Source organism: Arthrobacter sp. BL-252-APC-1A, from assembly GCF_009696625.1.
GTDB lineage: Bacteria > Actinomycetota > Actinomycetes > Actinomycetales > Micrococcaceae > Arthrobacter_B.
Genome location: NZ_VULS01000005.1, coordinates 140,673 through 154,905, shown reverse-complemented (window position 1 = coordinate 154,905; position 14,233 = coordinate 140,673). Strand labels below are relative to the sequence as shown.

General features: G+C 64.5%; 13 protein-coding genes. 6 read left to right on the top strand and 7 right to left on the bottom strand.

Annotated elements, in window-relative coordinates:
- Window positions 1-53 precede the first annotated feature (53 nt).
- Both FYJ28_RS09675 and FYJ28_RS09670 read left to right on the top strand, forming a co-directional pair.
- The gene (locus tag FYJ28_RS09675) at window positions 54-875 is read left to right on the top strand and encodes an SDR family NAD(P)-dependent oxidoreductase (RefSeq protein ID WP_229780392.1); all 822 of its coding nucleotides are present in this window, start codon (window positions 54-56) and stop codon (window positions 873-875) included.
- The gene (locus FYJ28_RS09670) at window positions 872-2,272 is read left to right on the top strand and encodes an aldehyde dehydrogenase family protein (protein WP_154579134.1); all 1,401 of its coding nucleotides are present in this window, start codon (window positions 872-874) and stop codon (window positions 2,270-2,272) included. Before FYJ28_RS09675 ends, FYJ28_RS09670 begins: the two co-directional genes overlap by 4 nt.
- 81 nt (window positions 2,273-2,353) lie before the next feature.
- Here the strand turns inward: FYJ28_RS09670 and pgm are convergent, their stop codons facing one another.
- The 6 genes from pgm to FYJ28_RS09640 form a co-directional block, all read right to left on the bottom strand.
- A complete protein-coding gene (gene pgm, locus FYJ28_RS09665; RefSeq protein ID WP_195840642.1) occupies window positions 2,354-3,985 on the bottom strand; it encodes a phosphoglucomutase (alpha-D-glucose-1,6-bisphosphate-dependent) in 1,632 nt (543 codons plus the stop codon).
- A 148-nt stretch (window positions 3,986-4,133) separates the two neighbouring features.
- On the bottom strand, window positions 4,134-4,922 hold the full coding sequence (locus FYJ28_RS09660) for an ABC transporter ATP-binding protein (protein WP_055240509.1): 789 nt from the start codon (window positions 4,920-4,922) through the stop codon (window positions 4,134-4,136).
- A 16-nt stretch (window positions 4,923-4,938) separates the two neighbouring features.
- The gene (locus FYJ28_RS09655; protein WP_055240510.1) at window positions 4,939-5,838 is read right to left on the bottom strand and encodes an ABC transporter permease; all 900 of its coding nucleotides are present in this window, start codon (window positions 5,836-5,838) and stop codon (window positions 4,939-4,941) included.
- A gap of 46 nt (window positions 5,839-5,884) precedes the next feature.
- The gene (locus FYJ28_RS09650) at window positions 5,885-6,874 is read right to left on the bottom strand and encodes an ABC transporter substrate-binding protein (RefSeq protein ID WP_055240511.1); all 990 of its coding nucleotides are present in this window, start codon (window positions 6,872-6,874) and stop codon (window positions 5,885-5,887) included.
- 363 nt (window positions 6,875-7,237) lie between these two features.
- Window positions 7,238-8,716, bottom strand: coding sequence for a peptide MFS transporter (locus FYJ28_RS09645; protein ID WP_055240512.1), 1,479 nt, complete (start codon window positions 8,714-8,716; stop codon window positions 7,238-7,240).
- Between the two features lie 163 nt (window positions 8,717-8,879).
- Window positions 8,880-10,310, bottom strand: a complete 1,431-nt coding sequence (locus FYJ28_RS09640; protein ID WP_442778582.1) for an amidase — start codon at window positions 10,308-10,310, stop codon at window positions 8,880-8,882.
- Window positions 10,311-10,455: 145 nt separating this feature from the next.
- Between FYJ28_RS09640 and FYJ28_RS09635 the strand changes: the two genes are divergently transcribed.
- The 4 genes from FYJ28_RS09635 to FYJ28_RS09620 all read left to right on the top strand — a co-directional run bounded on the left by FYJ28_RS09635 (window position 10,456) and on the right by FYJ28_RS09620 (window position 13,118).
- On the top strand, window positions 10,456-10,773 hold the full coding sequence (locus FYJ28_RS09635) for a rhodanese-like domain-containing protein (RefSeq protein WP_154579132.1): 318 nt from the start codon (window positions 10,456-10,458) through the stop codon (window positions 10,771-10,773).
- Window positions 10,770-11,732: a prephenate dehydratase gene (gene pheA / locus FYJ28_RS09630; RefSeq protein ID WP_229780379.1), complete on the top strand. Its 963-nt coding sequence runs from the start codon at window positions 10,770-10,772 to the stop codon at window positions 11,730-11,732. Before FYJ28_RS09635 ends, pheA begins: the two co-directional genes overlap by 4 nt.
- 1 nt (window position 11,733) lies before the next feature.
- Entirely contained in the window at window positions 11,734-12,708 is a 975-nt protein-coding gene (locus FYJ28_RS09625) for a DNA topoisomerase IB (protein WP_154579131.1), read from the top strand.
- A 128-nt stretch (window positions 12,709-12,836) separates the two neighbouring features.
- A complete protein-coding gene (locus FYJ28_RS09620) occupies window positions 12,837-13,118 on the top strand; it encodes a hypothetical protein (RefSeq protein WP_055240515.1) in 282 nt (93 codons plus the stop codon).
- Here the strand turns inward: FYJ28_RS09620 and FYJ28_RS09615 are convergent.
- On the bottom strand, window positions 13,115-14,215 hold the full coding sequence (locus tag FYJ28_RS09615) for a diacylglycerol/lipid kinase family protein (RefSeq protein ID WP_154579130.1): 1,101 nt from the start codon (window positions 14,213-14,215) through the stop codon (window positions 13,115-13,117). The two genes, FYJ28_RS09620 and FYJ28_RS09615, sit on opposite strands and share 4 nt — an antisense overlap.
- Window positions 14,216-14,233: the final 18 nt, after the last annotated feature.

Sequence of the window (14,233 nt, the reverse complement as noted above, 5' to 3'; positions counted from 1 at the left end):
CATACGTGGGAATCTCAGTTTCTGGACGGACAGTACTCATCACCGGAGCGGCCATGGGCATGGGGCTCCTGTACGCCGAACGGGCGGTGCGCGAAGGCGCACGGGCCGTTGTGCTGTGGGACCGGAATGCCGAGGCGCTGGAGGCTGCTGCGCAGCGGCTGCGCGGTCTCGGATCCGCGGAGATCCGCCCCTACACGCTGGATGTCTCCTCTGCGGCTGAAGTGGCAGAAAACGCCGAAGCCGTACTGGCGGAACTCGGTGCGCCGGACGTGCTGATCAACAATGCCGGCATCGTCCGCGGCAAGTACTTCTGGGAACACTCCGGAACGGATATTGACGCCGTCACGGACGTGAATACTCTGGCCCCGATGCACATCACCCGCGCGTTCCTGCCCGGCATGATCGAGCGGCGCACCCCGGCCCGGATCCTGAATGTCGCCTCTGCCTCCGGGACGCTGTCTGTACCCAAGATGAGCGTCTACACCGCCTCCAAATGGGCAGTGATCGGCTGGAGCGATTCACTTCGCCTGGAGCTGGAGGAAGCCGGGCACGGCCACGTCCAGGTCACCACCCTGATCCCCAGCTACATCAAGACCGGCATGTTCGAAGGTGCCCGCGGTCCGCTGATGACACCGCTGATGGAACCCGAATACGTCGTGGACAAGGCGTGGAAGGCGCTGCTGGAAGGCAGGGCCCGGGTCCAGCTGCCCTGGACCGTCCCGCTGGGCAGCGCGCTGCGTGGCCTGCTGCCGCAGCCTGCCTGGGACGTTGTGGCGGGAAAGGTCTTCAAGGTTTACCAGTCCATGGACCACTTCACCGGGCGTCCCGCCCAGGAAGCGGAGAAGCCTGTACAGGAAAGCGGTAACCGGGCATGAGCTCCGATATCCGGACAGCGTCCCCGGCGGGCAGTATTCCGGCACAGGTTGCCGCGGTCCGCAAGGTTTATGAAAGCGGGCGCACCCGGCCCCTGGCATGGCGGAAAGAACAGCTGAAGTCCCTGATGCGGATGCTCTCCGAACGGGAGAAGGAGTTCGCCGCAGCCCTGCGAGAAGACCTGGGCAAGAACCCGCTGGAGGCCTACCTCACCGAAATCTCCATCACCCGGTCCGAAGCAGGCCACGCGCTGAAACACCTGACGAACTGGACCAGGAGCACCAAGGTGCCGGTGCCGCTGGGCCTGCAGCCGGCGTCGGCCCGTATTGAACCGCAGCCGCTGGGCGTGGTGCTGATTATCGCGCCCTGGAACTATCCCGTGCAGCTGCTCCTCGCCCCGCTGATCGGCGCGCTTGCCGCAGGAAACACGGCCGTGCTCAAGCCCAGCGAGCTGGCGCCGGCCACCTCTGCCGCCGTCGCACGGATCCTGCCCGAGTACCTGGACCCGGAGGCCGTGGTGGTGGTTGAGGGTGCCCAGGAAGCGTCCCAGGCACTGCTGGCCCAGCAGTTCGACCACATCTTCTACACCGGTGGTGAGCGGGTGGGCAAGATTGTCATGCGTGCCGCCGCCGAGCACCTCACCCCGGTAACGCTGGAGCTGGGAGGCAAGTCTCCCGCCGTCGTACTGGACGGGAACCTGACCGCCATTGCCCGCCGGCTGGCCTACGGCAAGCTGATCAATGCAGGCCAGACGTGCGTGGCGCCCGACTATGTGCTGGTCACCGAGGATGCAGCGCCCAAACTCCTCAAGGCGCTCGGCAAGGTGATCCGCGAGTTTGTGGGCCGGGATCCGTCCCGCAGCGCCAACTTCGGGCGGATCGTCAACGAGGGGCACTTCGACCGGCTCACCGGCTACCTGGCGGACGGCACCGTAGTGTCGGGCGGACGGACCAGCCGCGAGGACCTCTATTTCGAGCCCACAGTGCTGACCGGCGTTTCCCTGGATGCTCCGGTGATGCAGGAAGAGATCTTCGGGCCCATCCTTCCGGTTGTCACCGTCCGCGACCTGGACCAGGCAATGGAGATCATCAACGCCCGCCCCGCGCCGCTGGCGTCCTATCTCTTCACGTCCTCAGCCTCCCGGCAGCGGAAGTTCGAGCAGGGAGTCCGTGCCGGAAGCGTGAACCACAACGCCGCAATTGTGCAGCTGGCCGTGCCGGAGCTGCCGTTCGGCGGGGCAGGTGCCAGCGGCATGGGCGCGTATCACGGCAAACAGTCCTTCGACACGTTCAGCCAGGCACGCCCGGTCTTCTCAAAGTCAACACTGCTGGACACCCTGCGCGTGGCCTACCCGCCGTACAACGGGTTCAAGGCGCGGATCCTCCGCCGCCTTCTCTAACTTCGAGATGACAGAAACTGCCCGTATGAACGCTCATACGGGCAGTTTCTGTCATCTCGTTTAAGTCGTTGGAGGAACGGGCTAGGAGATTACGGAGTCCACAATGGCCTTCGCCTCGGCCTGGACTTCGCTGAGGTGCTCGGCGCCCTTGAAGGATTCGGCGTAGATCTTGTACACGTCTTCGGTACCGGAGGGACGGGCCGCGAACCAGGCGTTCTCGGTGGTGACCTTCAGCCCGCCCACGGGTGCGCCGTTGCCCGGGGCTTCGGTAAGCCGGGCGGTGATTTCCTCGCCTGCCAACGTGGTGGCGGTGACGTCCGACGGCGAGAGCTTGGACAATGCAGCCTTCTGTTCGCGCGTGGCCGGGGCATCAACCCGCGCGTAGACCGGATCTCCGAAGCGGCCGGTCAGCTCCCGGTAGTGCTGTGAAGGCGTCTTCTGCGTGACGGCCGTGATCTCGGACGCCAGCAGGGCCAGCAGGATGCCGTCCTTGTCGGTAGTCCACACCGAGCCGTCCAGCCGCAGGAAGGACGCACCCGCGGATTCCTCGCCGCCAAAGGCCACTTCGCCGGACAACAGGCCCGGGACGAACCACTTGAAGCCCACGGGAACCTCCATGAGCCGGCGGTCCAGGCTGGATGTGACACGGTCAATCATGGAGGAGGAGACCAGTGTCTTGCCGACCATCGCGTCACCGCGCCAGCCGGTGCGGTTGGCGTACAGGTACTCAATGGCAGCAGCGAGGTAATGGTTCGGGTTCATCAGCCCGGCGTCGGGGGTGATGATGCCGTGGCGGTCAGCATCGGCGTCGTTGCCCGTGGCGATGTCGTACCGCCCGGCCTGGGCAATCAGAGATGCCATCGCGTCGGGGGAGGAGCAGTCCATGCGGATCTTCTCATCCCAGTCCAGGGTCATAAACCCGAACTGGGGGTCCACGCTGGGATTCACTACGGTCAGGTTCAGGCCGTACTGCTCGCCGATTGCACCCCAGTAGTCAACGGATGCGCCGCCCATGGGGTCGGCCCCGATGTGCAGTCCGGAGGCCTTGATAGCATCCATGTTCAGCACTGAGCCGAGGTCGCCCACGTAGTGCTGCAGGAAGTCATAGGCGCCCACGGACTCCGCCAGCCGTGCTTCACCCAGCGGAATACGCTGGACGCCGCGCAGCCCGTTCTCCAGCAGTTCGTTGGCCCGGTTGGCGATCCAGGCCGTGGTTTCCGAATCTGCAGGTCCGCCGGAGGGCGGGTTGTACTTGAACCCGCCGTCGGCAGGCGGGTTGTGGGACGGGGTGATCACGATTCCGTCAGCCTGGTCGGTGCGGGTCGCGTTGTGCGTGAGGATGGCATGGCTCAGCGCCGGGGTCGGCGTGAAACCGGTGCGGGAGTCGATCAGGACATTGACCCCGTTGCCGGCGAGAACTTCGAGGGCGGTGTTCTGCGCAGGTTCGGAAAGAGCGTGGGTGTCCTTGCCCATAAACAGCGGTCCGGTGATGCCGGCGCCTGTCCGGTATTCGACGATCGCCTGCGTGATGGCGGCGATGTGGGGCTCATTGAAAGAGCCCTTCAGGGAGCTGCCACGGTGTCCGGAAGTCCCGAAGGCCACACGCTGGCCGGGATCAGCGGTGTCGGGCGCGACGTCGTAATAGGCGTCCAGAAGGGCAGTGAGGTCGACAAGGTCGGATGGCTGGGCGGGTGTTCCGGCTCGGTTAGACATAAATCCAAGCATGCCAAAGATTCGTGTGATCCGGCAGACGATTGGCTGATGCGCCCACTGCCCAACTTACGCGAGAGGCCAGTTACGGCTGGTTTGAGCGCTCAAACGGGCCGTAACTGGCCTCTCGATGGGATTCCGGAGGGGGCGGCTACTGAAGCAGCGTCCGGTCGTCCAGGCCGCCCTTGATCTTCTCGAACTCGTGAAGCAGGTCCGGGACGGTCATTGCGCTCTTCTGCGTGCTGTCCAGGTCCAGGATGATCCGGCCTTCGTGCATCATGATGAGCCGCGTTCCCAGATCCAGGGCCTGCTGCATGTTGTGCGTGACCATCAGGGTGGTGAGCTTGTGGCGGGCCACAATCTCCCCGGTGAGGCGTGAAACCAGCGCTGCACGCTGCGGGTCCAGGGCCGCGGTGTGCTCATCCAGGAGCAGGATTTTCGGTTCGCTGAAGGTCGCCATGAGCAGGGACAGCGCCTGGCGCTGGCCGCCGGAGAGCAGGCCGACCTTGGCCTTGAGCCGGTTCTCCAAGCCCAGTTCCAGGGACTTGAGCTCTTCGCGGAAGAGTTCCCGCTTCTTGCCCGAAACGCCCCAGCCCAGGCCGCGGCGCTTGCCGCGCTCGTAGGCAATGGACATGTTCTGTTCGATGCTCAGCTGCGGGGCAGACCCTGCCATGGGGTCCTGGAACACGCGCCCAATGAACTTGGCCCGCTGGTAGTCGGCCAGCTTCGTGACGTCCTTGCCGTCGATCAGCACCGATCCGGTGTCCGGGCGAAGCTTCCCCGAGACCATGTTCAGCAAGGTGGACTTGCCCGCACCGTTGGAACCGATCACCGTGATGAACTCTCCGGCGTGCAGTTCCAGGTCGATTTTCGCCAGCGCCACGCGTTCGTTGACGGTGCCGGCGAAGAAGGTCTTTTGTACGTTGTCGATTTTCAGCATCGTTTTTGGCTTCCTGCTAGCTGGCCGTGGTGACGGTGGATTTGCGCAGGCTGCTGAAGGTGGGCAGCCTGCGGAAGAGTTTCCACTGCGGCAGAATCAGGGCCAGCACCACCAGCACCGCAGAGATCAGCTTCATGTCGTTGGGCTCGAAGCCCAGGTCCAGGGCCAGGGCGATGACGATCCGGTAGACAACCGCGCCCAGGACGACTGCCAGGGTGGAGACCACGATCAGGCGGCTGCCGAAGATGGCCTGGCCGATGATCACCGATGCGAGTCCAACCAGGATGAGGCCGATGCCCATTCCGATGTCCGCGAAGCCCTGGTACTGCGCCACCATGGCACCGCACAGGCCAACGAATCCGTTCGAGAGCGCCAGGCCCAGGATCTTCATCCGGTCGGTGCTGACACCGAAGCTGCTGACCATTTCCTGGTTGTCACCCGTGGCCTGCATGGCCAGGCCGAGGTCGGTGTGGAGGAACCAGTCCAGGAAGAGCTTCACGCCCAGTGCCAGGAGGGCGAACAGCGCAATTGCGACGGCGCCGCCCAGGTACCCGTTTTCACGCAGGGGGGTGATAAGCGTGTCCTCACGGAGCAGGGAGAGATTGGACGTTCCCATGATCCGGAGGTTGATGGAGTACAGGGCAATCATTGTCAGGATGCCGGCCAGCAGGCCGTTGATCTTGCCCTTGGTGTGCAGCAGGCCGGTGACGCAGCCGGCTACCAGGCCGGCTCCGAACGCGGCTGCCGTGGCGGCCAGGGGTGGAACCCCGTTGGTGATGGAAATGGCCGCCACGGCTGCGCCGGTGGTGAAGCTGCCATCCACGGTAAGGTCCGGAAAATCCAGGATCCGGAAGGTGAGGTAAACGCCCAGGGCCATAACGGCGTAGATAAGCCCCAGTTCAACAGCAGTGATCATGGAAGTTCTGTTCCTTACAGCAGGGTGGGAAAGGCAGCTTCGAGGATTACTCGATGACCTTGTCGGCCTTTTCGAGCATCGACTCGGGAATCTCGATGCCCATGTTGGCGGCTGCGGCCTTGTTGACCACGAGCTGCACTTCATCCAGGGTTTCGATGGGCATGGAAGCCGGGTCGGCGTCCTCTTCCAGGATCTTGATGGCCATCAGGCCGGTCTGGTAACCGAGTGCTTCGTAATCGATACCCCAGGTGGCAAGGCCACCGGCTTCGACGGCACCGGCGTCACCGGTGACCAGTGGGATTTTCTTGGTTTCCGCAATCTGGACGACGGAGTCCAGGGCAGCCACAACGTTGTTGTCCGTGGGGATGTAGAAAGCATCCACATCCAGGGACTCGGCAGCCTGCTGTACCTCAGCGGTGTTGCTTACTGCGGCGAGCTTCAGCTCGAGGCCAAGATCCTTTGCGGCTTCCTGGGCCAGTTCGATCTGCACCTCGGAGTTCACTTCACCGGAGCTGTAGACGATTCCCACCGTCTTGGCATCCGGAGTCAGTTCCTTGATCAGTGCCAGCTGGTCTGCAACCGGGTTGAGGTCGCTCGTGCCGGTGAGGTTGGCGCCCGGAGCGTCCCAGGAATCGACGAGTCCGGCTTCTTCCGGTTCGGTGACAGCGGTGATGAGGATCGGAATATCGGTGATGGCCTGTGCAGCGGCCTGTGCCGTCGGCGTGGCGATGGCAAGCACCAGGTCGAGGTCGTCGGAGGCGAACTTCGAGGCGATTGACGTGGCAGTGGCCTGCTCCCCGGCTGCATTCTGCTCGTCGTAGGAGATGTTCTCGCCTTCGGTGTAGCCGTTCTCAGCCAGTGCCCGCTTGAATCCTTCCTTGGCGGAGGTCAGGGCATCGTGCTCCACGATCTGGGTGATCCCGATCTTCACCATGTCCGAATCGCCGCTTGAAGCGGAATCCGAGCCGCAGCCGGTCGCCGCGAGGGATGCACCCAGCAGCAGGGCCCCCAGTGCCCCTGTCTTTGAACGCTTCATCGTTGCCCTTTCAGTGCGCTGCCCGGAGGCGGACGGCGCCGGCCGGGCAGGGTGTCGTGGTGCCGGGCTGGCATCCGTTCCCTGGTTCGGCGTCGTTGCCCGGACCAGTTAGCGGGTGCACTTAAGCGCCGGCTGATTCACTGATACTAACTGTGAGGGCTGTCACATTGTCTAACTGACGGGTTTATGAAGAGACAGATCACCCCGAAGCGGCAATGTTGCAAGGACACGTGGACCCATTGAGTCACCGCGGATAACAGAATGTCTACGCGGCGCTGGCAGGGGAAGGGGCGGGCAGGGACGCAAAAAGTGCCCGTTTCATAAAGAAACGGGCACTTTTTGCTAAGCGGCTGCGGGAACGGGTTACCGAACCCCGCCCATCTGCTTCTTGATGGCCGGAGCGCACAGGGCCAGGATGATGCCCAGCACGATCGCGGTGATTCCGAGGAAGGCGAAGTAGCTGACTTCGGTGTCCTCGCTGTAGAACTGTGCCAGCCAGCCCGAGAGCGTGCTGCCCAGTGAGACCGACAGGTAGAACAAAGCAACCATCTGCGTCGGGAACGCCGCCGGAGCCAGCTTCGTGGCTGCGGAGAGGCCGGTGGGGGACAGGGACAGCTCAGCGAAGGTGAAGAGCAGCAGGATCCCGGCCAGTGCCAGCAGCGGGGTGCTTGCAGGTCCGCCGCCGGAGAACGGGATGAAGGCCAGGAAAGCCAGGCCCATCACTGCCAGTCCCAGACCGAACTTGACCGGGGTGCCCGGCTGGCGGGTGCCCAGCTTGGTCCACATGCTGGCGAAGACCGCGGCAAACACGATGATGAAGATCGGGTTGATGGACTGGACGAAGCTCGGCGGCATCTCCCAGCCGAAGAGGTTCAGGTTCAGCTTGGTGTCTGCGTACAGCGCCACAACGGTGAACTGCTGCTGGAAGAGTGCCCAGAATGCCGTGCTGGCAACGAACAGGGGCATAAACGAGAACACGCGGCGGCGTTCAATCTGGGTGACGCGCTTGCTGGTAAGGATCACGACGAAGTAGGCGATTGCCGCCAGCAGGGCCAGGGCAGCCATGAGGCCGACAAGGTTCTCGCTGGTGATCAGGCCGAGTGCAATGGCGACGACTACGACGGCGATGGCGGCAGCAAAGATTGCGCCTACCCGGGCAAACTGGCTCTTGGGCAGCGGGTTGGCGACCAGGTGTGCAGACTCGGGCAGGTACTTGCGGGTGGCTGCATACTGAGCCAGGCCGATCGCCATGCCGACGGCCGCCAGGCCGAAGCCGATGTGGAATCCGAAGGCGTTCCACATGAGGCCGGTCAGGATGGGGCCCATCAGGCCGCCGATGTTGATGCCCATGTAGAAGATCGAGAAGCCGGCGTCGCGGCGTTCGTCCTTTTCGTCGTACAGGCTGCCAACCAGGGAGGTGGCGTTCGCCTTCAGGCCGCCGGAGCCAATGGCGATGAGCACGAGGCCGATCGCCAGGCCGGCGTAACCGGGAACGAGGGAAAGGGAAATGTGGCCGATCATGACGATCATGGCCGAGTAGAAGAGGGTCCGCTCCGAACCGAGGATGCGGTCTGCCACCCATGCCCCGGCAATTGAGGACAGGTAGACACCGCCGCCGTATGCGCCTACGAGTCCTGCCGCGACTCCTTCGGACATGCCCAGGCCGCCGTCAGTGACGGAGTAGTACATGTAGTAGAGCAGGATGCCCTGCATGCCGTAGAAGGAAAAGCGTTCCCAGAGCTCAACGCTGAAGAGGTTGGCGAGCATCCGGGGATGACCAAAGAATGCCTTCCGTGCGGGGGGCGCAGGCACGGGGCTGGTAGTGGTGGGGCTTGGACTCATCGTCCAATCGTCCCAAAGCAGCGAACGGCCGGATTGGGCCCAAATGGCGGTTTTTCGTGTGTTTTATAGGATGCGCCGCAAGTATATGTGCTGTTTATCACCGCTAATCCTGCCTTTTTGTCCACATTGTGGACAAAAAGGCTTCCAGTTAAGGTGTCTCCTGTTATTGGGAACCCAGCTGGGCAGCCACCGCCAACAGGTCAGCCTCCGCCCCCGGGCGGCCGATTAGCTGGATGCCCATGGAGAGGCCCTGGGCGGTTTGGTAGGTGGGGACGCTGATGGCTGGCAGGCCGCAGACGTTGACCATGGATGTGAACGGCGAGTACCGGCACTGCCTGGCGTAGTCCTCGTCGGCGTCGCCGGTCCAGTACCAGCCAACGGGGCGCGGCGGCATGGCGACGGTCGGGGTGAGGATCATGTCCCACGCGGCAAACTGACGGATCGTGTCCTCCTCGAAACCACGGAGGATGTCGACGGCGGCGGCCAGCTCAGCTGCAGAGCGCTGAAGGGCGCGGCGGCGCATGGTGGCAGTGAGCGGCGTGAGTTTCTCCTCCGCTTCCCGCGGCAGGGGGATGTTGGCCAGGGGCGCGGTCCACACCATCGCGAAAGCGTCGGGATAGCGCTCGTCGTAATGGACGTCTGCCTCTTCCACCTCATGTCCGGCGCCGGTAAGGGCCAGGATGCCTGCTTCCAGGCCCAGGACCGCCTCCGGGTCAAGCCTGATGTCCAGCCGGGATTCGAAGGGGGAACGGGTGCTGACTCCAATCCGAAACTGCCCCTGCGCCCGGAGTGCGGCGTCGAGGAACGAACCGGTTGCCCGGTCGGCGCTGGTTGCGTGGAAATTGGGTTCGGCGGCCATGGCGTCGAGCAGCAGGGCGGCATCCGCCGCTGTGCGTGCCAGGGGGCCGGCGACGACGAACTGGCCGAGGTCACGCTGTCCGCCGCCGGAGGGGACCCGGCCGCGGTTGGGTTTCAGGCCCACCAGGCCGGTAGCTGCCGCCGGTATCCGCACCGAACCGCCGCCGTCGGTGCCGGGAGCGAAAGGCAGCATTCCCGCCGCAACTGCAGCGGCACTGCCGCCTGAAGATCCGCCGGGACTCAGTGCGGGGTCCAGGGGGTTCCGGGCCGGCGGTGCCACATAATTTTCGCTGTAGCTGCTCAGGCCAAACTCCGGCACCTGCGTTTTGCCAAGGCTGATTGCCCCGGCCGCCCGAAGGACTGCCGGCAGGGGGCCGTCCGCCTTGGCCGGAACCGGCGGTACGGCAGTGCTGCCCATGGTCGTGGGGACCCCTGCGACGTCGGTGAGGTCCTTATGGGCCAGGGGCATGCCGTGCAGGATTCCCAGCGGACGGCCGGACGCCAGCGCTTCGTCGGCCTCATGCGCCTGCTTCATTGCAGCATCGGCGGTAATGGTCAGAAAGGAACCGAGGTCGGGGTTCAGCGCCTCGATTCGCCCCAGGAAATACTCCGTGGTTTCACGGGCGGAGACTTCACCGCTTGCCAGCGCGTCGCGCAGCGTGAGGGCACTGAATGAACCAATTCCCTCGTCGTCGGGCATCCCTGCCCGGGGCTGGACGGCTGGACCTTTGGGCATTGTTACCTCCGGTGCGCGGGGAGCTTTGTTCTCTGGCGGTGCATCCCACTATAGGCTGGGATAAAAGGCAGGAACGCCTGCGCAGCGGGTTGCTTCCGTGCCTAGTCAGACCCGGCAACAGAGACTGCAAGGAAGTGTGAACAAGATGGAAAACGTATCTGTGGACGCTATCGGTGAAGGTGTCCGGGTCCTGGATGTCCGGGAAGACTACGAGTGGGAAGCCGGGCACATCCCCAATGCCGTCCACATTCCCCTGGAACAGCTTCCCGACCGTCTCGACGAGCTGGATCCGGACCAGGACCTCGCTGTCATCTGCCGTTCCGGCGGACGGAGCGCACGCGCAACACAGTGGCTCGAATCCCACGGCTACTCTGCCCTCAACGTGACCGGCGGTATGGGTGCCTGGCTGGAAGCCGGCCAGGAAATGGTTTCCGAAAACGGAAAAGAACCGACCGTCGTATGAGTCCTGAGGGCATCCCCGGGAACCACAGGCTCCCGGGAACCATGGTTTATACGTATCTGGGACCTGAGGGAACCTTCACGGAAGCGGCGCTGCTCCAGGTGCCCGGCGCCGCCGAGGCGGTGAGAATACCGTCCACAAGCGTCACCTCCGCACTTGAGATGGTCCGTTCGGGGCACGCCAACGCGGCCGTCGTGCCCATCGAAAACTCGGTGGAGGGCGGAGTGAGCGCCACCCTCGATGCAATTTCAATTGGCCAGCCGCTGCGGATCCTTCGGGAGATCCTTGTGCCCATCACCTTCGTCCTGGCCGTGCGCCCGGGCCTTGACCTGGCTGACATCCGCAAAGTTTCAACGCACAGCCACGCTTGGGCGCAGTGCCGTAACTGGGCGGAACTGAATATTCCGAAGGCGGAATATTTGCCTGCCTCCTCCACCGCAGCTGCCGCCGTGGGGCTGCAGGATGACGCCGCCGGCTTCGATGCTGCGATTTGCGCGCCGCTGGTGGCGTCCCGGCTGGGCCTGAACGTCATTGCCCGGGACATTGGGGACATATCCGACGCCGTGACCCGTTTTATCCTCATCAGCCTTCCGGGGCTGCTGCCGGAGCCCACCGGGGCGGATAAAACCACCGTGGTCATCCCGCTGCCCGAGGACCGTCCCGGAGCCCTGATGGAAATCCTGGACCAGTTCTCCACCCGAGGCGTGAACCTCAGCCGGATTGAGTCCCGGCCAACCGGAGCCTTCCTGGGTGACTACTTCTTCAGCATCGACGCCGACGGGCACGTGTCCGATGCCCGGGTGGCAGACGCTTTGAAGGGGCTGCACAGGGTCTCTCCGGAACTGCGCTTCCTCGGCTCATATCCCAGGGCGGACCATCGGCGCGCCCAGGTCCTGCCGCACACCTCCGACGCCGCTTTCGAGGCAGCGGACCAGTGGCTCGAATCCCTGATTAACGGCTGACATGCCCCGCCTGCGCCGCAGCAACTGCGATCACCCCGGTTACACCCGCCTGAGGTGGGGCAAGGGGTTCAGCTACCGCGGACTGCGCGGCGAGGTGCTGCGGGATCCGGCGGAACTCCGCCGGATCCGGTCGCTGGCCATCCCGCCGGCCTGGGAAGACGTCTGGATCAGCCCCTACGCCAACGGCCACATCCAGGCCACCGGCCAGGACGGTGCGGGGCGCCGGCAGTACATCTACCACCCGCACTGGCGGGAAATGAAGGACCGGGAGAAGTTCGACCGCGCGCTGGAGTTCGTCCAGGCGCTGCCTGCTGCCCGCCGGATCGTGACCAAGCACCTGCGTGCCGAGGGGTGCGGTCCTGAACGGGCCTTCGCGGCTGCCCTGCGGCTTGTTGACTCCGGGGCACTGCGGGTCGGCGGCTCGCGCTATGCCGAGATGAACGGGTCCTACGGGACTACGACGCTGCGGGTTGAACACGTCCGGCTGGAAGATACCCGGCTGCTGCTGGACTTCCCAGGTAAAAGCGGTCAGCACTGGCACGTGGAACTTGAGGACGAGGACCTGGTTGCCGCCATGACGCCGATGCTTCAGCGTCCGGATCCGGACACGGCGCTGGCGTACATCGGCGTGGACGGGCAGTGGCACAGCATAGACGCCTCCCAGCTGAACGGGTTTTTGCGCGAAGCGACCGCCGGGGACTTCACCGCCAAGGACTTTCGGACCTGGCAGGCGACAGTCTCCGCTGCCATGGGACTGGCCCGCGCTGCCCGTACGGCTTCCACCAAGCGGGAACAGCAGCAGGCGGTAGCCCAAACCATCCGCGAGGTAGCTGAACGGCTGGGAAACACCCCTGCCGTCGCGCGGAAATCCTACGTCGACCCCCGAGTGGTGGACCGGTTCCTGCACGGGGAAGTAATCCCGGTAGCCGGGTATTCAGCGTCCGAAACCGCAGTGCGGGAACTGCTGGACGGTTAGCGGGAGGCCAAAGCCGCTCAAGCCGGTACCTGCCCGCAGGGCAATATCCCCGGCTTTTATGGTAAGTATGCTTATAGACCACCGGCCATGAAGCCGGCGGGAGAAGCCATCAATGCGAAAGGCGGACCATGAGCGAACACCCGAACGAAGACGAGCAGCTCACCAACCCCAAGCCCAGCGGGCAGGCCAGCGGAGACGATAACTACCGCGGCGACATCGGCGACCAGGGGAACGATCTGCGCTTCGCCGAAGAGCAGGAGCTCATCCGCGAACAGGCCTCCCCGGCATCCGTGAAGCATGATGAAGGCGAGTACACCGACGCGGACGGCCGGAAGCAGCCGCCGTCGTCACGCAACTCCGACGCCGATACCGAAGGCAGCTACACCGACTCCGAGGGCACCCAGGACTAGTTCCTGCGGAACCCGCCGGTTCTGCCGTTTCCGGCGGCAGAACCGGTCACGGTGGCCGGAGCGCGGACCCGGAGGCAGTGCGGGTCCACACTGACCCGGACCCGGGTGGCAGCCCCCGTCAGGTCGCCGTCGAGCTGCGTGATGATCGGTTCCTCGGTACTGACCGTGACCTTCCGTGCCCGGGTGTATTCGATCAGGGACAGCTCGCGGCGGTTCCGGGTTACCACCTTGCCCGCGACTGCCAGCCAGCCAAGGACTGTGCGCGGAGTCAGCACAACGATGTCCAGCATGCCGTCGTCCATGGCGGCCGTCGGGATGAAGTCGATGCCGGCCGGCAGCTTCCCCGTATTGGCAAAGAGCACGCTGCGCACCTTGCGGGTCTTGGGAAGGCCGTCGTCGAGCTGCAGCCGCATCCTGCGCCGCGGTCCGGGCATGAGCCGGACTCCGGCTTCGCTGTACGCCAGCCAGCCCACCCGGCGCTTCAGATCATCTCGGGTAGCGGCGATGACTTCCGCATCCAGTCCAATTCCACCCATCACCAGGAAATTGCTGGCGGAACGGATACCCGTATGGGAGTTATCCAGTTCCATCCGGCCCATGTCGATCCGGCGTTCATTGCCGTGCAGGGCGGCCTGGATGCTTCCGGCAAGATCATTGACCGCCACGCCCAGGTTCCGGGCCAGGAGGTTGCCGGTGCCCAGGGGAAGCAGCCCCATCGCAGCCCGGGAATGGGCCAGTGCCCGCGCCACCTCCCGGACGGTGCCGTCTCCGCCGGCCGCCAGTACGACGTCGGCTCCCGCAGCCAGCGCTTCCTTCGCCTGGTTGAAGCCGGGCGAGTCCACGGTTGTTTCCAAAATCAGCGGCGGTTCCCAGCCAGCCATCTCGCATGCCGCCTCCAGCGCCGCGCCGGCCTCGGCCGCCTGCGCCTTGATCGGGTTGATGACCATCGCCACGCGCTGGTCTGCTGCGGCAACGGGACGCGTGATGCGCCCGGCAGCCGCGTGCCGGCGGTGCCGGCGGGCCGTTACCTGCCACGTGGCAATGGACGCGATTGCTGCGGTGGCCAGCAGCAGGATTACGGCTATTTCAGTGGGCATGGTGGTTTCAGGATAGCC